The sequence below is a fragment of the Gynuella sp. genome, assembly GCF_050297175.1.
In the GTDB taxonomy this organism is placed as follows: domain Bacteria; phylum Pseudomonadota; class Gammaproteobacteria; order Pseudomonadales; family Natronospirillaceae; genus Gynuella.
This window is the reverse complement of the sequence record NZ_JBNKSF010000038.1, coordinates 1-22,725: the sequence shown is the minus strand read 5'-3', so window position 1 is coordinate 22,725 and position 22,725 is coordinate 1. Positions and strand designations below refer to the sequence as shown.

Below are 22,725 nucleotides of genomic sequence, written 5' to 3'. Positions count from 1 at the left end.
GAATAACAGAAAGTTAGCCCTTATACTTCACCTATGGCAAAGACAAAATCTCATAATACCGGGCGGCTGATTGCACAAAACAAAAAAGCCCGCCACGACTATCACATTGAAGACAAAATAGAAGCAGGCCTTGCCCTGTCTGGATGGGAGCTGAAAAGCCTCCGGGCAGGAAAAGCGCAACTGCGGGATTCCTATGTCATATTTAATCACGATGAAGCATGGTTAGTGGGTGCTCACATCAGCCCTCTCAGCACAGCCTCCACACACGTTGTGGCAAATCCGGTACGTGATCGCAAAATACTGATGCATCGCAAGCAGATAGACAAGTATAAGGCAGCCTCAGAACAAAGTGGCTACACCATCGTCGCACTGGATCTACACTGGAGCAAACAGTATGTGAAATGCGAGATTGCTCTGGTTAAAGGCAAAAAACTTCATGACAAACGGGAAACCATAAAAGAGCGTGAATGGAACAGACAAAAAGAAAGAGTCTTGAAACATCACGTATAAACCACTATAACTACGCCCCCTTCATTGAAGAGGGCAACCGGCAAGCTAGATCAGCCGGCATTGAGCAGTAAAGAATACGGGGACGAAAAGGTTTCGACGTGGATTACAAAGCTCAAGGTGCATGTCGTGATGGTAGCGAATCACGTAAATCCAAAGCTGCAAAACAATAGTTGCAAATGATGACAACTTCGAGGGTGCTCTAGCAGCATAAACCCTCAAAACTGGGTCAATTAGCTACCCGGCGGTCACTGGCCTGTGCCTGAACGGCGCCTACTGACTGTCAATAATTCAGGATCGCAGCAAAGGTTGTCTGGGCCAGAGCTGTTAAACCTTAATCCCAGGCTCCCGGTTACGCTCCTGCCCTTCGGAAACGTAACCGGTAAATTAAAGAAGAGGCTACACATGTAGGACCGAGAGTGGAGAATTTGCGGACGCGGGTTCAATTCCCGCCGTCTCCACCAATTCAAGAACCCTAACAGATTGATTTTGTTAGGGTTTTTTATTTTTCCTTGCCTTTAAATGACCATAAGTTGACTACGTTTATGTTTGTCTCATGGTAAAGCGCACTTCCTTTCAGATAAACGACCTCTTGCGTTTGTTCTTGCCAACGAAAACATTACCCAACTGATTTACATAGAATAGTGCAAAACTGAGGAGCTATTGTGTTACTCGGAAACGGGCTCAATTCCAACCGCCTTCACTAACAAACAGTCGCCCCAAATTCTTTGATAAACAACGCTCGAGATCAGCGCCTTAATTTTGTAGGAATGGTCGCTTTTTTGACTCCCACTATCTTAACTTCGACGCTTAGATACTCCTTATTGTTCCCTCCAAATGGTCATAGCTATTTACCAAAGCCTTCCAGAAAATTATCGACCAGCATCTTCGCCATTTCGTTAGGAGTTTGACCACCAGCCAGGGTGAGCCGCTGACGTATCTTCAACATACAAATACCATGCACTCCCGCCCATAAAACCCGAGCCGCACGTTGTATTTCCAGCTCACCATGTTGCTTCGCCAGTGGGGAGAGGACTGATTCCACACGACCAAAAAGGCGACCAAGGCGCACCATATACCAATCAGGCAGTTCGTTAGTCTCATCCACCAGAATCTCGAACAGCAGGTTCCAGCGAGCGCTTTTTTCAATTGCGTAACTGATATAGGCATCGGCCAGTTGCAGAAGGTTTTCAGCCGGAGTAACGCCAGAGCCAGTATGTTCTTCGAGCCAGGCATCCAAATCGTCCAAGCTCAGGGCATTAAGGTGCAGCAGCATATCGCGCTGGTTTTCGAACACCAGATATAACGTGCCAACAGTATAGCCGATAGCTTTAGCAACATTACGCGCACTAATCCCCTTACTACCCTCGTTTTCCAGGATATTGACCGCAGCTTCGAGGGCCATTTCCTTGATCTCTTCACGGCTGTGATCGCTTCGTCTTGCCATTGCTAATCCTGTGGGATGATATTTTTTTAAAGTATATATTGAACATCGTTTAATTGCTTGATATAAATAACTAAACACTGTTCATAATTACTGGAGGATCAAACCTCCTTTATTTAGCGCATTAACTAAACAGTGTTTATTAATAACCAGATAAAGGATAAAACCATGAACGGACGAAACTCTGACTATAGATTCTGGCAGACCATTGTGTTTACCACTGCACTGCTACTCTGCTTTATCACTCTGCCCAGTAACGCTGCAGGATTACTCACACCAGCAGATGGCACCCTGCCAGCCCTGGAGTTACGTGACCACCATGTTAGTGTTATTGTCGAGAACGGCTACGTTGTTACCACAGTTGAACAGGTATTCCACAACCCTCACCAGCAGGATCTCGAAGCAATCTACTCATTCCCGGTACCAGCACACGGTGCAGTCAATGAATTTACCATGTGGATCGATGGCAAACCGATAACCGGAGAAGTATTAGAGAAGCAAGAAGCACGCAGAGTGTATGAGGAAGAGAAACAGGCCGGGCGTGATGCAGGCATTACTGAGAAGCACAGTTATAAAAGTTTCGACATTTCAGTTTCACCCGTACGTGCAGGACAAGACACCCGCATCCGTCTGACCTATCTGCAGACAGCCCACCTTGATACCGGCATCGGTCGTTACAACTACCCACTGGAAGAAGGGGGAGTAGACGAAGAAAAGCTTTCGTTCTGGACCGCCAACGACAAAGTCACCCACAGTTTCAGTTTCGATCTCACCCTCCGCTCGGCATACCCCGTCAGCGCTATTCGCGTCCCCAACCAACCACTGGCACAGGTCAGCCAGAACAGCAACGGTGACTGGCATGTGCATCTGGCCAAAGGGAGCACCGATAACGAGGAACAAGGTATTACTACAGAAGCACAACAGAACAATGCCGGTGTCGTACATACATTGGATCAGGACATCCTCGTCTACTGGCGCATGAAAGAAGGCCTGCCAGGCAGCGTCGATCTGGTGACCTACAAACCCGATGCCAGCAAACGTGGCACGTTCATGATGACCATAACACCCGGCGATGACCTGGCACCTATTACCGAAGGTAGCGACTGGCTTTTCATACTCGACCTTTCTGGTTCAATGCAGGGCAAATACGCAACGCTTGCGGCTGGAGTGGAAAAAGCCCTGGGCAAAATGCGCCCCAATGATCGTTTCCGCTTAATCCTGTTTAACGACAGAGCCTGGGAGCTGACTAACGGTTATGTGAGCGCAACACCTGAAGCAATTGTAAATTACAGCCAGAAACTGAACTCAATACAGCCAACGAATGGCACGGATCTCTATGCAGGATTGAAACTCGGACTGAATTCACTAGAGGCAGACCGCAGTAGCGCCATCATTCTGGTCACTGACGGTGTCGCCAACGTGGGTGAGACAGCACAACAACACTTTCTGGAACTGCTGAAAACCAAAGACGTTCGCCTCTTTACCTTCATAATGGGTAACAGTGCCAACCGTCCGATGCTGGAAGCTCTGGCGCACCATTCCAACGGTTTTGCGGTCAGTATTTCCAACAGTGACGACATCGTTGGCAAAATCCTGGAGGCCTCAAGTAAAGTTACTCACCAGGCCCTGCATGGGGTTAAGCTAAAAATCAGCGGTATCAAAGTTGCCGATCTAACCCCCAAAGATATCGGTTCACTCTATCGTGGTCAGCAACTGATCGTCCTAGGTCATTACTGGGGTGACGGCGAAGCACAAGTAACCCTGGAAGGCAAAATATCAGGCACGCCAAAGCAGTACAGCACACACTTCAACTTTCCTGACACAGCTAACCTGCATCCTGAACTGGAACGTATTTGGGCTTATGCAACGATCGAACAGATGCAACAACAGATAGAGGATTTCGGTGAGGATGCCGACACTAAGCAAGCAATTACCGATCTGGCGGTAGAACACAGCCTGGTGACTGACTACACATCCATGCTGGTGTTGCGGGACGAAGTATTTGAAGCCAGAGGTATTGATCGTAACAACCGCGACCGCGTTGCAACCGAACAACAGGCGCAGGACCAACGTGCCACGCAGCCAGTACAGTCATACAATGTCGATAAAGATCAACCAATGTACAACAACACCCCTCGTGCCACTTACAGCGGTGGTGGTAGCGGTGGTTCGTTCGGTGGCGTTTGGACCCTGGGACTGTTATTGCTACTACTGAGACGGTTTAAAGCCCAATAAATATCGGAAAACCTGGAATAATATTGGCAAGGAAGCCAGCTCAAAACAGCAATGTTCGCCGCAATCACTAGGAATGGATTGGAGCCATATTGCTGGCTATAGCCCTAACTCAATCCGGTCATTTATACATCAAAAATGACCGGATTGAGCAGATTTTAAAGCCCGTGCCAGTACTGAAACCGCAACCATTCTTATCGAACTACGGCACCATTACGTTTAATGGCCAATCGTCCAAATCTCTTTTAACCGCTTCACTGTGTGCTCCCACTTAGGTGTTCTAGGTCTCACTACGGAGTTCTGGTTTCCAAAAAGCCCAACCTCGTTTATCGCCTGGGATTCCTGCGCCTGGTGAAGCCAGGAAACCGGTACAAAACATTCAGCCTCATCCTCGCCATAGTCTGACGCAAGCTTATATTCGCCTTTCAGATGCAACTCAGGAGTAATGAACTCATCGGCTATCACAGCATGACCGGTCACTTTCGCCACCCCAACATATCCAGTACCAGGAATGTTTACCCACACGCGGTCGCCCGGTTTTAACAGAAACAAGGTTTTACTGTACCAACGGCCACCACCCGCCGACCATGCCACTCACTTTTTTCGCGGGCCTTTTCACCACTCTTCAAACCGCTATCTCAGTACTCTCCATCATCTGGCGTAGAAGCTCAAAATACCCTTCCGCCAACGCCTGAATCGTTTCGTCACGATAGCGTTGCGGGGAGTAATCTATGTCCAAGTGCAGTTGTTTGTCTCTGAAGAACATAAGTACTTCTATATCGGTGGTGCGTTTTTGATGGTCTGGCATAAACCGGCGATTGGCAATATCCCAGTCAATTTCAAAAAACTCTGAATCCAGATCATCGGTATGCCCGAGATAATTGATACGCAGTGGTGTCAGTTTGTTATCAGGATACAATTCGTCTGCCAGTTTCCCACCTAACCAATCATAACTGACGCCTCCAGAAGGTAGTTCTCTGAATGCGCTTTGAACCGCCTCCACTTGTTGTTGCCAGGAGGCATTTTCGGGTAATGCCACAGCCACCGGGAAGTTGACGGCAAAATTACCAATACTTTGAGCAAACCGAAGTGATGTCTCACCCAGATCCCGGCCATTCATTCTGTGGCTGAGAATCACTCTTTGCTGTCCGGTTCTAAGGCTCATCAGTTGATACCATTGCGCCAGCAACACCGTATGTAACGTCGCGCCAAACACTTTTCTGGCATGTCGTAACAGTTGATCAGAATGTTCTTTGGGGAGGACAAAGCTGGCTATGGTGGTGTTTTGCTCGCGGTTATCACCGTCGGGATAGTCCGCCGCAAACGACAACACCGGCGTCAGATTGGTTTGCCAGTAATGCAGATCCCGGTTCATCGCGCCCTGCTGTTCCCGTTCGCTCAGTTCATTCACAAAATCGCCATAGTCAGGCACGGCATATTCGTCACCCTGTTCTGGCAAATCAGAAACCAGCAGATTTGAATAATCCTGCCACAGTTGCTGGAACATGATCTGTCCGGACACCATGTCGGCGAACATATGATGCGCAACAATGCAAATTTCATGGCGATGCTCAGCACGTTTGACCACCCAGACTTTCATTAGTGGCCAGCAGTCGATGCGCATGGCATGGGCGAAGGTGGTAAATTTTGCCTGCAATGTCTGCTGGAATTGTTCCGCACTCAGATGCGTTCCATCGAGAAACTCAGCGTGCAGTTTCAAACCGGCACTGACCGGATGGATCTTTTGTTGCCATTCTCCGTTTTCAGAGCGGACAAAGGTCGTGCGTAAACTGGCGTGTCGGTTCACCAGTTGATTGAGACTTTTGCTGAATGCCGAAGGCGAGAATGGTTTTTTAAAGGTATAACGCGACAGTCCCCACCATTGGTAAGGTTCTTCGAAATAACTCAGCAACCAGCGTTGCCCCGGTCCCAGTGGCAGCAACTGTTCAAACTGTTCGTGTAGGTCATCGTTTTGCAGCCACTGCTGATATTGCTCATGCAGTTTCTGCCGTTCTATTTTGCCATTGTAATTACGCGGCAACCGCTCAAGCCAAAGAATCCGATGCGGCAGCATATAATTTGGCAGGAGCTGTGCCAGCCGCGCCCGGATCTGGCTTTCCTGCTCAGCGTCGCCTTTTAACCAGGCAATCAATCGTTTGGTGCCATCCTGCGCCTCATGATCGACAGCGATCACCGCCGCTTCCTGTACCGAGCGGTCTTTCAACAGCACCGCCTCCACTTCACCCAGTTCAACCCGGTTACCACGAATTTTTATCTGGTTATCCCGACGGCCATGGAACAGCAAATTGCCATCGGCTTTCATGACCGCCAGATCGCCTGTGCGGTAAAGCCGATCACCGGGAATATCCGAATAAGGATTCATGACAAATGCAGCATTCGTTGCTTCTTCGTTGCCAAGATAACCTTGTGCCACCTGCACACCACCAATGTAAACCTCACCCATGACATCGGTGCCAAGCCGTTGACCGTTTTCATCGAGCAACAAGATATGTACGTCATCCATGGCTTTGCCTATTGGAATGGTCAGCTCATCGTCTGCCGGTCTGTTCCCGACCACATGGCAGGTGGCCTCAATGGCACATTCGCTTGGACCATACTGATTGGCGATACCAATGCGCATACCAAAACGGTCAATCCACTGCCTGACCGGTTTGGCTGATAAGGGTTCGGTGCTGAACAACAGCCAGCGCAGATCGGGAAACTGCCATGATTCGTTCGTCATTGCCTGAACAAACGCGGTAAACAATGACGGCACAAACTGAAATACCTGAATTTTCTGTTCTTGTAACCAGTCCGCCAGTTGCCAGGGATTGGCGACGATAGCACGATCCACCGGGCATACTGTCGCCCCAACCATCAGCGGCCAAAAGATTTCCCGAATGGAAATATCGAAACTGCAAGAGGTATTCTGCGAGACCCGCTCTCCGGGTCGAATCTGAAACATTCGCTGATGCCAGCGCAAGCGGCTCATATAACTGCGATGGGTGGTGGCAATACCTTTTGGCGTACCGGTGGAACCGGACGTGAACATCACCGCCATCAGTGCATCCGGATTATGACTCAGTGGCAGTGCCTCATCACTGTATTCACCCCATACAGAGCGGGTCACCTGAGTGCTTTGGATATCCAGAGACATTGGCAGCATGCTGGCATAATCATCCAGATACACAATCTGCTTTGGATGCGCCTGCTCAGTCAGCACCGCAATCAGCTTGTCGGTCACAGCCACTTCCGTCAGCAGCCATTCGGCTCCTCCCAGCTCCATCATCGCTTTGATGCGCGCTGCAGGTAATCCAGCATCAAGGGGCAGATAGGCCGCGCCGGTTTTCAGTATCGCCAGCATACTGATCACCATGTTGATACCGCGATCGCACAAAATCGCCAGCAGGTTGCCTTCACTAACCCCTTGTTCCCGCAGATAACACGCCAGCTGATTGGAACGCTGATCGAGTTCTCCGTAACTCAGCTGAGTCGTTGCGGCGGAGATGGCAATTTGCTCCGGGTTTTGCCGGGCTTGAGCGACAAAATGAAGATACGGGATCGGCGCAATGTCGTCACTGGGCATGATGACGTCTGGCTCAGCCGAACATGAAGTGGTCTCAATCGGCGCCGATGAGCCAATGGCACGCGCCATCTCCGTGATGCTGCGAGCTTCGAACAACTGCCGGCGGTCCACGCGTTGCTGATAATGCTGGATCAAGCGGGTGATGATGCGCACCCGTTCGAGGGAATCGATCCCCAGATCACCTTCCAGATCGCGCTGGCAATCTTCTGCAGCGAGGGGGTGTTGTAATATGTCGCTAGCCAGCTGGCGAATATGCTGTACCAGCGATTCATCGATGATCGGTCCATTCGTCGACTTCAACACGGCATCCACTGACGCGTGACCGTTCAGGAGCGACACACAGTCGCGTAACTCATTCAGGTAGGTGTCCGCCAGACACTCAATACTGGACTGATCAAAAAAATCACTGTCAAAATTCACAAACACCCGCAGGCACCGGCCAAACACTTCCTGTTGCAGATCGATGGTACCGGCCTTGTTATAGGTACCGGCACGATAGTCATCGATGGTCAATGAGCCGTACTGGCGCTCAATATGGCTATGGCCGGTATAAGGCATATACAGATTGGACTTCACCCCCTGGCTCAGCATCTGGCTCAACCACGGAGGCAGCTGATCACCTTCAAACTCCAGCTGGTCTTTCAGTACCAATCCCAGTTGTCGGGTCTGCGCTCGATCCACTCCCTGCATCAGCGCCGATTGCAGAGTCTGCTGCACTTGTTCGAGCTGCTGTCTGAAACTCTCCCCGGCCTTGGGCGCAGCAAAACTCAGCGCCATATTCTGGGCAAATGGCCCCAGCATTCCGGATGCATCGGCATCCGGGTAGACTTTGCCACTGGTGGGAATCTGGATGATGTAGCGAGGGTATTCAGGGCCCAGCCTCACCAATGTTCTAAGTAACGCTGTCACCAGAATAGCATTCACCGGCACCCGCCAGCGCGCGACCTGTTGCTGCAGCGCTTCTGTTTCGGTGGCGGAAAGCTGATATGCCCGGTTGCGAAAACGTCCGTCTTTATCCGGAAGCGGTCGTTGCCCGGGGTTCCAGAAAAACACGTCACGCCCCTGCTGTTGCAGATACTGGTTCAGCCATTGCCGTTCATCCGCATCATCGTAGCTGTTCAGGCGCTGCACCATGACACGATATGCGTCTGCCGTAGTGGCCGGCGGCAGCTCGGGTTCCTGGCCATTCTCATGGGCCTGATACAACAACAAAAACTCGCGCATCATCTGCTGGTTGCCAAGACCATCGGAAATCGCGTGGTCACTGGCCAGCACTAATTCAAAGCAGTCATCATCCAATTGCAATACCGAAAACGCATGCAGGGGCCACTCACGGATGTCCCAGCGATGATTGATCCAGTGTTCAAACACCTGTTCACAGTGGTGCTCCTTCCGCTGCTGGTCGAGATGACGAAGGTCGGTGACCTTGATCGCGGGCACCTGAGCGTCGGCACGCAACAGGAAGCGATAATCGGCCAACCGGTGTGCCCCGGCCGGCACACTGAAATAACCGCGCAGCACCGGGTGTCGCATGATCAACGTCTGCCAACAGTCCTGCGCCCGCTGGATATCCAACGATCCTCGCAATCGAACGGTATGGCACAGGGCACTGGCGGCGGCCACGTAGCGACTGACGACAAACAGATATTGCGAATACAGTATATCCAGTGGCTCGTCTTCGGCTGTTTCAGATACGGCACTTGCAGCCGGGTGCTCGATTTCAGGCGTTGCCGCTTCGTCATCGGTTAACCCTGCCTGAGCCTGGAGAAAACGGATCACATCGCCAATCGTCTGAGACTGCACCATAAACTGCGGCATGACCGCCTCACCTTCCATCGGCGTGCCATGGGCGGCCATCCGTTTGGATAAATGGCTCATTAAGGCCATCATCTTGATCGAATCCAACGCCAGATCAGCGTCGAGGTGCAGATCCAGGGTTAACTCCTCAACCTCCATCCCCAACATTTCTGCGACCCACTCCATGGCTGTGTGTTCAAATCCGCTCACGTTCATATTCATGCTTGCTCCTCGGTCAGCGTTGATCTGAGTATTCGCGAATAACGGCTCAGTTCTGATGTTATTTGTGTGCTCTGCTGGGCCCGGAGGTCAGCATCAGGCTCGCTGGCGTATTGCGCCGCCGACAGCGGTTTGAAGTCTTCAGGCTGGTCAGCGGACCCTGCGTCGACCCAGTAGGATTTGCGTTTGAATGGATGTCCCGGCAGTGGGATTTTGCGAATGCCGCAAGGGTACAGATCCTCCCACGCAACCGACCGGCCACTCACCCAGTTCACCACCGCGTCCTCCATTGAACGGGCGGTTGAACCGGATAAACGCAGTGGCGGCTGTTTTTGGTGTTCACGTTGCTGCTGACCGAGATACTGCACGTGTCCGCTGCTGAGATATCGATCCAGTTCCACCTTGAGCTGCTCTGTTGTGCTCACCACCATCGCCAGGCGCTCGCGAAATGGCGTGCGTCCCAATTGCAGGGTGGCAGCTATCCGGGTCAGCGGCGCATCGGCGTCGGCCAGCCATTGTCGCAGGGCTTCAACCGTGGCATTGAGTTGGGCCTTGGTTTTCGCCGACAACACAATTGCCTGCGGTCCGTCCAGAGTCTGCTCTGCGAGTGACAGGTCAGAATCAGCCGGTGCCTGTTCCAGCACCAAATGAGCGTTGGTACCGGAAAAACCGAACGCACTGATCGCAGCGCGCAACGGCTGACCATTGACGGAAGACCAGGGCTGCGGGGTTTTCACCGGATAAAAAGGCGTTTCGGCAAAGCGGATATACGGGTTTTCCTGCTGCAAATGCAGCGACGGCGGTAATTGCCGGTGCTGCATGGCCAATAACACTTTCAGCAACCCGGCGATACCGGAAGCCGCAGCAGTATGACCGATATTGCTTTTAACCGAACCGATGGCGCAGAACTGCCTGGCTGGTGTGAATTCGGCAAATGCGGCCGTCAGCGCTTCCACTTCGACCGGGTCTCCCAGGCGGGTGCCGGTGCCATGGGCTTCGACATAACTGATGGTTTCCGGGTTGATCGCCAGTTGTTGATAGAGCTCGCGCTCAAGCGCAGTCTGCGCTTCGCCGTTGGGTGCAGTAATGCCGTTGGACTGACCGTCCTGATTAATCAGACTGCCTTTGATGACACCATGGATATAGTCACCATCACGCCGGGCCTGGTTCAGATCCTTCAATACAATCATCGCGGCTGCCTCCCCCCAGACCACACCATCGGCAGACTGGTCAAACACCCGGCAACGCCCGGTAGGTGACATCATGCCCGCACTGCTGGCCCACAAATAGGGCTCCGGTGTCAGTAGTAGCGATACCCCGCCAGCTAGCGCCATTTCCGAGTCGCCATTGCGGATGCTCTGACAGGCCTGATGCACTGCGACCAGCGAGGATGAACAGGCCGTATCGATGAGCATCGCCGGCCCTTTCAGGTTGAGGAAGTATGAGATACGGGTCGGCAGCATGGCGCTGCTGTTACCGAGCAGGGAGAACGCATTGACCATACCGGCCTGCTTCAGCAGGCCGTTGTATTCGTTCATGCCGGCGGCACCGACAAACACCCCGCATTGGCGTCCGGCCATGTATTCACGACTGCAACCGGCATTTTCAAGCGCCCGCCAGGACTCTTCCAGAATCAACCGATGCTGCGGATCCATCATTTCGGCTTCCGCTGGCAGCAGCCCAAAGAACCCGGCGTCAAACTGGTCAACATCACTGAGCAGACCAGCCCACTTGCTGCAGCTTTTGCCTTCTTTGCCCGGTGTCGGATCATAATAATCCTGCGCGTTCCAGCGTTGTGGCGGAATGGGGGCGACACAATCTCTGCCCTCTATCAGCAGCTTCCAGAACTCGTCGACATCACGGGCACCGGGAAAGCGGCCGGAGATGCCAATGATGGCAATCTCCTGAATGGCGCTACGTACCTGACTGCCCGGCCGCGACACGTCATCCGTCGCTGCTGCGGTGGCGAACTCTGTGTTGGTTGCAGTCACCGTCGCTGCCGCCGGAACGGTGACTGGTGTCCTGGTATAACAACGTACCATGGCATCATGATGCTCGGTGACGAAGTACTCGATCAAGGAGGCCAGCGAGGCATGGCGAAAGAAGGTCGCCGGAGTAATATTCAGCTGATAATGATCGCTGAGCTGCCGGCTCAGGTTAACCAGACTGATGGAATCAAAGCCAAGATCGGCCAGCAACGAATCTTCTGTCAGCTGTCCGGATTCGAATCCCAACAGCTCACCGATCTGATTCTGCAGATCAGCGCTGACCTGTTCGTGCAGGCTGGGATCAGCGGCAATGGTCGGCTCCTGAACCTCACGACGTTGTGGCTGCGGAATAATCACAGGCGACTGTACTGCGGAAGACGGAAGTGCCTTCGCCAACACCAGACAATGGGGTGCGGGTTGCTGCTGTTCAGTCTGTTGCAGCAATTGTTCGAAGATTTGCAGCCCTTCGTCGCGGTTCAGGCAACGCAAGCCACTGGTTTTGAGATAGAGTTCGAGCTGAGCCTGCTGTTCCGGAAACATGCCTCCGTCCTGCCACAGCGGCCAGTTGATTGCCACCGTCTTGCCGTGACGTAGTCCCAGGCGTACCTGTTCATTGCGATACTCCGCATAGGCGGTTTGATAGCGGTTGCCAACGGCGTAATCGCAGCTGCCAAAATCGCCCAACAGGGCAGAACTGGAGGCAAAGTAACAGCAAAAATCCAGCGCCTCCTCCTGCAATAACTCGTCGAGCACTTGGGTACCGGTCACTTTGGGGCTCAGCGTGGCGCGTATCTGTGGCAGTGTGGTAGACAGTAATGTGCCCGGATTTTCCACACCGGCGGCGTGTATGACACCGTGAATATCGCCAAAGCGTGCTTTTGCCGACTGTATGGCAGCATCCATGGCCTCACGGTTGCTGACATCCGCGCTCAGATAAATCGCCTCGCCACCCAGCGCATGGAGCCGTTGCAACGACTCCGCCTGGTGTGTCCCAGACGGGCGACGACCGATGAGCACCAGACGGGCATGGTATTGTTGCGCCAGGAATTCGGCGAATATCATACCCAGTCCACCGTTACCACCGGTGATCAGATAACACCCGCCAGTCCGGATCATACTGCCATTCAGATTAACGGGCGGTAAGGTAACCGGTTGGCGATTCAGGACAAAACGTTGCTGGTGCTGATAAAGACAGCTGTCCAAATTCTCCGCCTGTAGTTCGGCAAGCATCAGCGTGATCCAGGCATCCATGTCGGGCTGGGACTGGCTATGACGCTGATCTGAACTGAGCGGTTGATACAGTGTCGCGAATTGAACCCCGGATACCGCCTGCGCCAGTGATCGCTCGATGCCCAGCCAGGATTCCACCAGACACCGCTGGCGGGAATCGATAAACGGCCCGGCGCATACTATCCGTTCGGGTTTGAAACCTGCCGCCAGTATCCCCTGTATCAACTGCATTGGCAGGGTCAGGTCCTCGATGCAATCGCGATCCTCCAACGGCCACAGATACAGTACCGTGTCCACTCGCTTGTTCTGTCCGGCAAGCCGTGCAAACGCCTCGGAAAACGACTCGGGCTGATGACGGTCGATACCGCCGGGGCCCTGGCTGACAAAACTCAGTTCGCAGTCCGGCCACATCCGTTTCAGCGCCTGAGTCACAAGGCGCTGGTGCTCGGGCTGTGAGAGCAGACACAGCAGCACCTTCGGCTCATATCCTCCAGTTTGCAGAGCTGCCGGCTGCCACTGCTCTACAAATGTACTGATGGGGCCTGCCGTCGATACTGACTCTGGCTTAGACACCTGGCTTTCTTGCGCAACACGAGTACTGATAGAGGGTACTGTCCGGTCGGCGGCCCGCCATTGGCGATCAAAGGGATAGCCCGGCAGACTGATGCGCACAGGTGCATGGTCGCGGTGCAGCGCCTCCCAGCAAATGTCCTCACCACCAATCCACAGCTCCAGCAGGCGGTCATAGCGCCGCTGGCTAACCCAGCGCGCCAGCATGCTGTCGAACTCGTCATCCTGCTGCATCATGGTCATCAACGCCGATGGGGCTCCGGCCCGACCACGATGACCGATGCCACTACTGTTGGTTTCGTCGCAGAACTGTTGCAGCTGGGCCAATAGTTCCTGTTCGCTGTTCACCATCAGACCCAGCCGCTCCGGCCAGTGGTCCCGTCCGGTTTGTAAGGTATGGGCCACCGCCGCCAGTGGGGGATGATAGCGGTTTACATGCGCTGCCAGCCGGCGGGCGGCCTCGCGCAGCTGTTTTTCAGTGCGTGCAGAAAGCAGGATGGGATACGGCCCGTCGGGTTGTGCGTCCCCGGCGATCGTTGTACCAGCGGACTCCAGCACCATATGCGCGTTGGTGCCGCTGAAACCAAAGGCACTGACGACAGCAAGTCGCCGGCCGTGACGATTCAAGGGCCATTCCTGTGCTTCACATGGCACATAAAAAGGGCTTTGGTCAAAATCGATCTCAGCGTTACTGCGACGGTAATGAGCCATCGGTGGCAACCGTCCATGCTGCATAGCCAGCAGGACCTTGATCACCCCCAGTACTCCGGCCGCCGCCGCGGCATGACCGATATTGGCTTTCAGAGCGCCCAGCGCGCAGAAGTTACGGCGCGGGGTGAACTGCCTGAACGCGTCATTCAGCGCATGAATTTCAATCGGATCACCAAGATGGGTGCCAGTGCCGTGCGTTTCGACATACTGAATGTCCTCAACATCGATGCCTGCCCGCTGGTAAACCGCTTTCTCCAGCTGACTCTGGGCGCTGAAACTCGGCACGGTAATGCCGGAGGTACGACCATCCTGATTGGTGCCGGAAGCTTTGATTACGGCGTAAATCCGGTCACCGTCACGTTCGGCATCGGACACCCGTTTCAATACCAGCATGCCAACGCCATCACCGACGACCGTACCATCGGCGTCAGCGTCGAAGGGCCGGCAACGACCCGTGGGCGACAGCATGCCAATATTGCTCATGGACACAAAGTGCGCGGGACTGTCGTAAACCGACACCCCACCGGCCAGCGCCATACTGACCGAGCGGCCGCGCAAATGCTGGCAGGCGATGTCGAGCGCGACCATTGACGATGAACAGGCGGTATTGACGGTTAACGCCGGACCTTTGAGATTGAGGAAGAACGCCAATCGTGAAGACAGAATACTGTTTTCACCACCGAGCATGGCGTAATGGCTGAAGTCATCACTGGGGCTGACAACATTGTTCATCACCCCAACGAAAACACCCACGTGCTGTTCCTTTAATGATCCCGGCGCACAACCGGCATCCTCCAGGGCGTGATAACCGGTTTCCAGCAATACCCGCTGGGAAACGTGCATGGCCTGAGCTTCCTTGGGGGAAATGCCAAAGAAGGCCGGATCAAAAGATTCGCCGCTGTCCATGTAACCGTAATGGGCCGGCACAGTCTGTTCACTGTGCTGTTCAAAAAAACGCAGCCAGTCTGCCCGATGAATATCCTGAGTACTGACATGCCCCTCACTCACCAGCTGCCAGAATGCCTCCGCGTCATCTGCACCGGCGCAGCGACAGGCCAGACCGATCACCGCAATGGCTTCGTCATCATAGTGATGGGCGCTGACCGCTGCACTCGGTCGCACCGAGGGTGTTGGTGCCGTCGATATATCTGGCTGCTGTTGTTTCGGCAGGCGGTCAACTGGCTGGCGTTGGGCCAGGCGCTCGCTGATCATGGTGGCCAGTGCCTGCAGATTTTCCGATTCGAACACCACACTGGTCGGCAAGGTCAGCGCAAAGGCGGTATTGATACGCTCCAGCAGTTCGACCGCGTTGATGGAACTGATACCCAACTCGCTGAACGGTAACCTGATGATGTCATCCCGCTGGTAGCCCAGCAGGTCGATAAAAATAGTTGTCAGGCGTTCAGCCACGTCTGTTTTGGAGATCCCGCTGACGGCAGCGGTTGCTGCTGATGCGGGACTGACTGGCCGGTGTTGTGCCAGGCGCTCGCTGATCATGGTCGCCAGCGCCTGCAGATTTTCGGATTCGAACACCACACTGGTCGGTAAGGTCAGCGCAAAGGTGGTATTGATACGTTCCAGCAGTTCGACTGCATTGATGGAACTGATACCCAGCTCACTAAAGGGTAACCTGATGACGTCATCCCGCTGATAGCCCAGCAGTTCGGTGAAAATGGTCGCCAGGCATTCCGTCACTTCAGCTTGGGAGACACCGCTTTCGACCACGGTTGCTGCGGTTTCCGGCTCACAAACCGGTATGACCGACGGATCAGTTTTCGCACGCGGATAAATAAGACGGGCATCATAGGTCTGCATCTCCTCCAGCGCCTGACGATAAGGAATCGCAGACGCCAGCCTGGCAGTATTGAGGGCAAGCAACTGATCGACACTCATACGGCTGTCCTTGCTCAGTTTCAACAACACATAGCTGACCCAGCCACGCTCCAGGGAAATAGCCTGATTGGTGAAGTTGCGAAAGCTGTCCTGGGCGACTTTATCGAGATGAGCAGTGTTTTTGTCACAGTCCGGATCGTAGACAAAGTTGCCGATTTCAGGGGAGACATCGATTAATTCGTCAATTCGCAGCGCGTGCCTGGCCAACAGCTCCGGCCACTGCTCCCTCGTTGGAATGCTGATCTCCACCGCGGGATCGACAATGGCACCGGACAGATTGGCAATATAGTCCATCAACAACACTCTGCCGCCTTCTTTGAGGGCCGACTGGATATTACCAAACAGGCCTTCTTTATTGCGGATGTGGAAGCTGACTTCGATGCCGAAAATCAGGTCATAGCGGTCCGGAAACGCATCCTTGCCGCTGTCCTTGTGGAAAATCCGCGCCCGCGAGGTCAGCTGTCTGCTGTTGATGCGCTGATTGCCCAGACGAGCCTGATCTTCGGTAATGGTAAAGCCATGGCTGTGCAGATTGGGGAACATTTCCGCCAGTTGAATCACGTCAGCGCCGTGGCCGCAGCCAAAGTCCAGCACCCGCTGCATACAATTTAACGGCTCTTTAAAGAACAGCACCTGGCGCAACTCGATCTGTTTGCTCAATACATAAGACTGCCAGCGGTGATGGAAATCCTGGTCGCTGAAATACGCCGTCATCGAAAAACCAGGTTCTCTCTGCGGAAACGGACAGAGGGTTAAATACTCTTCAATATCATCATTGGCGTACTCATGCGCCACCACGGTGTAAAACTCCGCCGCTTTATTTTCAAAGGTCCGGGAGACCGGATCCGGCTGCGGATTTGCGTCGAATACCGGTTGCTCAAGCGTGCTAACCGATTGCACCATCGAGACACTCGACCGGCAGTATTGTCGGGCAAATGGATACAGCGGCAACCCGGTCAGACGGGTGACCGGAGCAGAATACAGTGCAGGCCAGCGAATGGACTCACCCTGCACCCACATGTCTGCAAGACCGTGTAATGATCGCTGCGCCAGAGCTGCCTCTATGGCAGCTGACGCTCCGGCCCCGACATTCAGCCGGCCAGTATCAGCCGTGACACATGCACTGGCCTCCGGATTCTCCAGCCAGGTCTGTAGTTCATCGCGCAACTGCTGCGGCGTGTCACAGACCAATGCCAGCCGTACCGGCATTTCCGCGCGCCCCTGTTGCAGGGTCCAGGCAATCCGGACCAGATCCAACGGCTGTTGCTGCTCCAGATGACGATCCAGATAACTCACCCAGGTTATTGCCAGCTCCTGCAACACCTCGGCATTTTTGGCCGAGAGCACAAACACCACCGGCTGAGGCGCGTTCAATGAGGCTTGCAACCCAGGCTGTTCAACAATCACATGCGCATTCACCCCTCCGCCGCCAACCGCACTAATACCGGCGCGACGGGGGCGCTGACCGGCATCATCGGTTGCTTGCTGCCATGGCGCGGTCTCGGTCTGTAAGCGCAGCGGCAAAGACGACCATGGTAATTCATTACTGAGCTGACCCCGGGTCGGGGTTGCAACCAGCCTCTCATGCCGCATACTCAGCAAGACCTTGCTCAGTTGTGCTATGCCAGAAGCCGCTTCGGAGTGACCGATATTGCCCTTGAGTGAACCAAACCGCTGCCGGCCGGTTTTCGCATCCAGTCCGCCAAACACCTTGGACAAAGCCCGCAATTCAATGGAATCGCCGACTTCTGAACCGCTGGCCGCCACTTCTACATAATCGATGTCAGCGGGTTCAAGCTGCGCCTGCTGCAACGCGGTGCGGATCACCTGCGCCTGACGTTCCGGGTTGGATGCCATGTAGGCATTGGTTCTGCCGTTATGGTTGACAGCGCTGGCACGAATAATGGCGTAGACATCATCGCCATCGGCCACTGCGGCCTGATAGGGCTTGAGCACCACCGCGCCGCAGCCTTCACCGGGCACAAACCCCCGGCCTGCGGGCGTAAACAGGCTGAAATCACTGTCAGCCAGCACCTGATTACGGGCCAGGGTGACATAGTTCAGCGGGTGCAGATACAAGTTGACGCCACCGGCAATCGCCAGCTGTCCACCGCCATGGCGCAGATAATCACAGGCCTCGTGAAGCGCCACCAGGGACGATGAACACATGGTGTCTATCGCCTTGCTGGGTCCGCGCAGATCCAGATGATAAGACACCCGATTAGCGACCGAGGCGAACGAGGTGTTGGGTAATTCGCGTCCGCCATTAAGGGTATACAGCTGATACCCCTGCTTGGTGATACCCGCGAATACCCCAGTGTGTTCACGTTGCGACGGGCTGAAGCGCACAGGATCGTATCCGGCGTCTTCCAGCGCCCACCACGACTGTTGTAGAAACAGCCGTTCCTGAGGGTCGATATCGGCTGCTTCCCGTGGCGGAATATTAAAAAACAGAGGATCAAAATCGTAACAGTCGTGGATAAATGCGCCCCATTTGCTGTAAGTGCGCTGCCTGCCGATCACGTTATCCGGATCAGCTTCATACCAGTCACGCCAGTCCCAGCGGTCCTCTGGAATAGCGCTGACGGCGCAGTCGCCCTGGCTTAGCAGGCGCCAGAATTCCTCGCTGTTGCCGGCCTGAGGATAACGGCAGCTCAGTCCGATAATGGCAATGGCCGATTCATCTGCCGTCAGGGCCGTATCATTCCCCTTCGCAGACCACTCCTCTGCGACATCAGTGATCGTTGCCGTCACATCAGGGACCGCAGCCGCAATGGTGGTTTCCGGTTCATTGATACCGCACCAGCGTGCACTCGCCTGGGGATGCTGGTCGATAAACCAGCCAGCCAGTCTGGCAATGGTGTTGTATTCGAATAACAGGGTGTTGGGCACCTCATCGACATGCTGTTTGAGGGCCCGGTTGATCTGGTTGATCACAATGGAATCGATGCCGTACTCATCGAATGTCGTCTCCACCGTCATCCGCGCCGGTGACAGCTTGATCACCCCGGCAATCAGCGCCTTCAGACGCTGTTCCAGTCCACTGCGCAGACTATTCTGATTCAATGGGCTCAACGACACCGCTGTGGGCTCCAGCCGCGGGTGTGGATCAGCGAATATTTTTGCTCCGGCTCCCAGCCTGCTGACAATGATCTGCTGATCACCATCGTGCAGCCCGGCCGCCGGGAATTCGGGACTGGCAAAACCACATTCCAGCAACAGGCTTTGCCAGCGTTGTGGTGAGATTGCCGGGGTACCCGGAATACGCAGTTCGGGATCACGGTAACGCCACCAGCCTTCCAGCAGACCAAAACTCAAATGCGCCAGCAATGAGCGTGAATTCAATTCATTGAGTGCCAGCAGGCCATCGTCGGTCATCGCCTGACGAACGTTTTTCAGGGTGGCGCGAATGTCATGAGTCGCATGCAGCACATTGGCTGCGATCACGCAGTCATAGTGACGTCCGGGCACGCCCTGCATGGCCAGAGGTTTCTCGATATCGATAATCTGGGTGGTTAAAAACGGATGCTGAGAGGCAAATTTTTCCCGGGCATGGTTTAAAAATGATATGGACAAATCGCTGTAGCAGTATTCTGTCACCGGCTGATCCATCGCGGACAAATGCTTCAGCACCGCAGCAGTGGTAGCACCGGTGCCCGCGCCGATTTCGAGAATACGAATGGTGGCCGTCGGTGACTGCTGCCGCCGCTGACGAACAAATTCCGCGACCGCCGTGGCCAGAATCTGCTGATAACGATCCGCCTCGGGATAGCCCTGATAAATTGCTTCCACCAGGGCCATTGAGCCTTCCGGAAACAATACCTCAGTGGCCGGCCGTTGGCCGCAGAGGACATCCGCCAGCTGAGTCACGCAGGCATGCGCCAGTCGCGCTCGTGAGGCCAGCTCAGGATCCGCCAGCCATTGCTGACTATAGCGTTGCCACAACTCACCGGCACTCAAGGTCGGTCCGGCGTGCTGCTGAAGTATGTCGAGACTGGTCGCAAGCCAACGCTGATACAGTTCACTGAGGCGCTGCGGGTGCTGCCGATAAGGCTCGACCGCCTCCGCCAGGGCGCTGATCAGGTAATGCTCGAAATGGTCGCCAACGTGCTCCGAAACGGCATCGACCGGATTGGCTTCAGTCTGCCGCCAATAGCGCTCGCGGGCAAACGGATAACCGGGGGCATGCAGCCGCTTCGGTGGTCTTGTGTGATAGAGAGTTGACCAGTCAACGTCTTCCCCGGACAGCCACTGTTGTACCAGTTGCCGCAGTTGCGGGTCACTGAAATCCGCTGCCGGGATCGTAGTATTCCCCCTGAATACTCCGGCGATGGTGGTATGACCGACTGTCAGTTCATCCAGTTTCTGGCGAAGTTCGACCACATTGTCAACGCAGATCAGCAGACGACAGGACAGCGGTGTCCGCCCGGTTTGCAGGGTCCAGGCCAGTGACGCCAGCGACAACTCCGGATCAGCGGTGGTGATAAAATCCTGCAGACGCTGAAGGTAATCATGCAGGCGCTCTTCATCCATGGCGGACAGCGGCAGTAGTACACTGCCGTGAAACTGACCCACCGGCCGCTCGTCGATGTATTCCTCCACCACCACATGGGCATTGGCACCACCGGCACCAAAGGATGAAACGCCGGCCCGCCGGGTGACCTCCCGGGCGACACCGTTTATGAACAGCCGTGGTCGCTGCCAGGGGGCCAGTTGGTGTTGCAGGGCAAACGGTGATTGTGCCAGCCTGATTTCGGGATTCAGTGTCTGCGCGTGCAACGTGGGGGCCAGTTGAGCGTGCTGCAATTGCATCAGCACTTTGACTAACCCGACCAGACCCGCAGCGCTTTCAGCGTGGCCGATATTGGATTTCACCGAGCCGATGGCGCAGCGCTGTTCGTCTGCACTGGCGTTTTCGATCGTCTCAGAGCTCATCGCCAGCAGTTGTGCAAACGCCTTGCTCAACGCGGCAATTTCAACCGGATCTCCCAGCGCCGTTCCAGTGCCGTGCGCTTCGATATAACTCAAAGTCCGCGGATCCAAGCCGGCTCGCTGCAACGCCGCAACGACCACCGCCTGTTGGGCCTGGGGATTGGGAACACTGTAGCCATGGGTGTGACCACCGGCGTTGATCGCGGTGCCTTTGATCACTGCATAAATGGCATCGCCATCGGCTTCTGCCCGGCTCAAGGGCTTCAACAGCAGTGCCACAACCGCCTCTGAATCGACAAAGCCATCGGCATTGGCCGCAAATGATTTGCAGCGGTCATCGGTCGCCAGCACGCCCATCTGACTCAGACCAATGTAATGCTGTGATGACAGCACCAGATTGACACCACCGGCAATGGCACATTCGCAACTGCCGGTGTTCAGGCTTTCCACCGCCAGATGCAGCGCCGTCAGCGATGATGCACAGGCAGTGTCCACCGCCAGACTGGGGCCCTGGAAATCCAGGCTGTACGAAACCCGGTTGGCAACTGACCAGTGGGTCGCTTCATTGCCATAGGTTTGATTCATAACACCGGCGAAAACACCAACACGGCGGGTTTCACTGAGACTGGCCGGGGAATAACCGGCGTCTTCAATACAGGCGTGCGCAGTCTGCAAAAACAATCGTTCCTGCGGATCGATATTTTCCGCTTCCAGGGGTGAAATCCGGAAAAACAGCGGATCAAACTGATCCACATCGCTGACAAAACCGCCCCAACGACTGTAGCTGCAACCGGGTTGGGCTTTTTCCGGATCGAAAGACTGCCGCCAGTCCCAACGCTGCGAGGGAATTTCGCGGATACAGTTGCGCGCCCCGGTCAGGTTACGCCAGAACTGCTGGACATTATCGGCCTCGGGAAACCGCCCGCTGATGCCAATAATGGCGATGTCGGTATCGCGTCTGGCGGTCGCCAACGGACCCTCTTCAACCGTTGCTCCGGCAGGGCCGTGGTCTAGGTCGCGTGGCGCTGCGGCATCTGTGGTTGCCTTTGGTGTCACGGTCGCGGCTGAGCTGGCCGGTGCTGCCACTGGCTGCGGTAACCGCGCCAGCAGGATGTCACGGTGATCCGCCAGTAAAGCACGTGCCACCCCCTGCAGGTTTTTCTGTTCAAAAAACAGGGTCGTACTGACCGCGGGGAAAATCTCCCGCAGCTGTTCGGTCAGCTGAACCACCAGAATGGAATCGATGCCGTAACTTTGCAGCGGCTTACGCGCATCAAGCTGGTCCGCCGACAACTTCAAAATCGGACAAAGCAGCTGTTTAACATAGGCGACTGCCTGCGCTTCGAGGTCGCTCGGGTCCTGAGTAACGGCGGTGTTATTGTCCACCAACACCGGTTCAGAGCGCTCTGTTACCACGGCTGGCCGTGGTGAAGCGACCAATAATGGCTCCGATTCAAAGGCTTTATGCTGACGCACCACGCCATCGCTGATGGCGGCAAAGATCTGCTGACCACCGTTGTGGCCGTCTTGAATCACCGCCTGGGCCGCAAACCCTTCCGCCTCCAACAGCGCCAGCCAGCGCGCCGGCAACAGGAACGGACTGCCCGTCAGCCGCA

General features: G+C 54.8%; 6 protein-coding genes and 1 other RNA gene. 3 read left to right on the top strand and 4 right to left on the bottom strand.

The features are described 5' to 3' along the window. Positions 1 to 33 precede the first annotated feature (33 nt). On the top strand, positions 34 to 510 hold the full coding sequence (smpB, locus tag ACQY6I_RS15830) for an SsrA-binding protein SmpB (protein ID WP_428242469.1): 477 nt from the start codon (positions 34 to 36) through the stop codon (positions 508 to 510). 78 nt (positions 511 to 588) lie between these two features. Beyond that, positions 589 to 971, top strand: a transfer-messenger RNA (tmRNA) gene (ssrA, locus tag ACQY6I_RS15825). A gap of 383 nt (positions 972 to 1,354) precedes the next feature. Here the strand turns inward: ssrA and ACQY6I_RS15820 are convergent. Then, entirely contained in the window at positions 1,355 to 1,954 is a 600-nt protein-coding gene (locus tag ACQY6I_RS15820; protein ID WP_428242468.1) for a TetR/AcrR family transcriptional regulator, read from the bottom strand. Between the two features lie 165 nt (positions 1,955 to 2,119). Here ACQY6I_RS15820 and ACQY6I_RS15815 point away from each other — a divergent pair, with 165 nt between their 5' ends. Then, the gene (locus ACQY6I_RS15815) at positions 2,120 to 4,186 is read left to right on the top strand and encodes a VIT and vWA domain-containing protein (RefSeq protein ID WP_428242467.1); all 2,067 of its coding nucleotides are present in this window, start codon (positions 2,120 to 2,122) and stop codon (positions 4,184 to 4,186) included. A gap of 216 nt (positions 4,187 to 4,402) precedes the next feature. On the opposite strand, the gene ACQY6I_RS15810 is transcribed toward ACQY6I_RS15815, so the two are convergent. Genes ACQY6I_RS15810 through ACQY6I_RS15800 form a run of 3 tightly spaced genes read right to left on the bottom strand, consistent with a single transcriptional unit; the run spans position 4,403 to position 22,699 of the window. After that, positions 4,403 to 4,777 (bottom strand): hypothetical protein, encoded by a 375-nt coding sequence (locus tag ACQY6I_RS15810; RefSeq protein ID WP_428242466.1) that lies wholly within the window; start codon positions 4,775 to 4,777, stop codon positions 4,403 to 4,405. 31 nt (positions 4,778 to 4,808) lie between these two features. After that, entirely contained in the window at positions 4,809 to 9,788 is a 4,980-nt protein-coding gene (locus tag ACQY6I_RS15805; protein WP_428242465.1) for an amino acid adenylation domain-containing protein, read from the bottom strand. Continuing rightward, on the bottom strand, positions 9,785 to 22,699 hold the full coding sequence (locus tag ACQY6I_RS15800) for an SDR family NAD(P)-dependent oxidoreductase (RefSeq protein ID WP_428242464.1): 12,915 nt from the start codon (positions 22,697 to 22,699) through the stop codon (positions 9,785 to 9,787). The genes ACQY6I_RS15805 and ACQY6I_RS15800 overlap by 4 nt, the downstream gene beginning before the upstream one ends. Positions 22,700 to 22,725 lie beyond the last annotated feature (26 nt).

Coding starts and splice junctions, on each gene's coding strand:
- smpB (WP_428242469.1), top strand. CDS start 34: ATGGCAAAGACAAAATCTCATAATACCGGGCGGCTGATTGCACAAAAC.
- ACQY6I_RS15820 (WP_428242468.1), bottom strand. CDS start 1,954: ATGGCAAGACGAAGCGATCACAGCCGTGAAGAGATCAAGGAAATGGCC.
- ACQY6I_RS15815 (WP_428242467.1), top strand. CDS start 2,120: ATGAACGGACGAAACTCTGACTATAGATTCTGGCAGACCATTGTGTTT.
- ACQY6I_RS15805 (WP_428242465.1), bottom strand. CDS start 9,788: ATGAATATGAACGTGAGCGGATTTGAACACACAGCCATGGAGTGGGTC.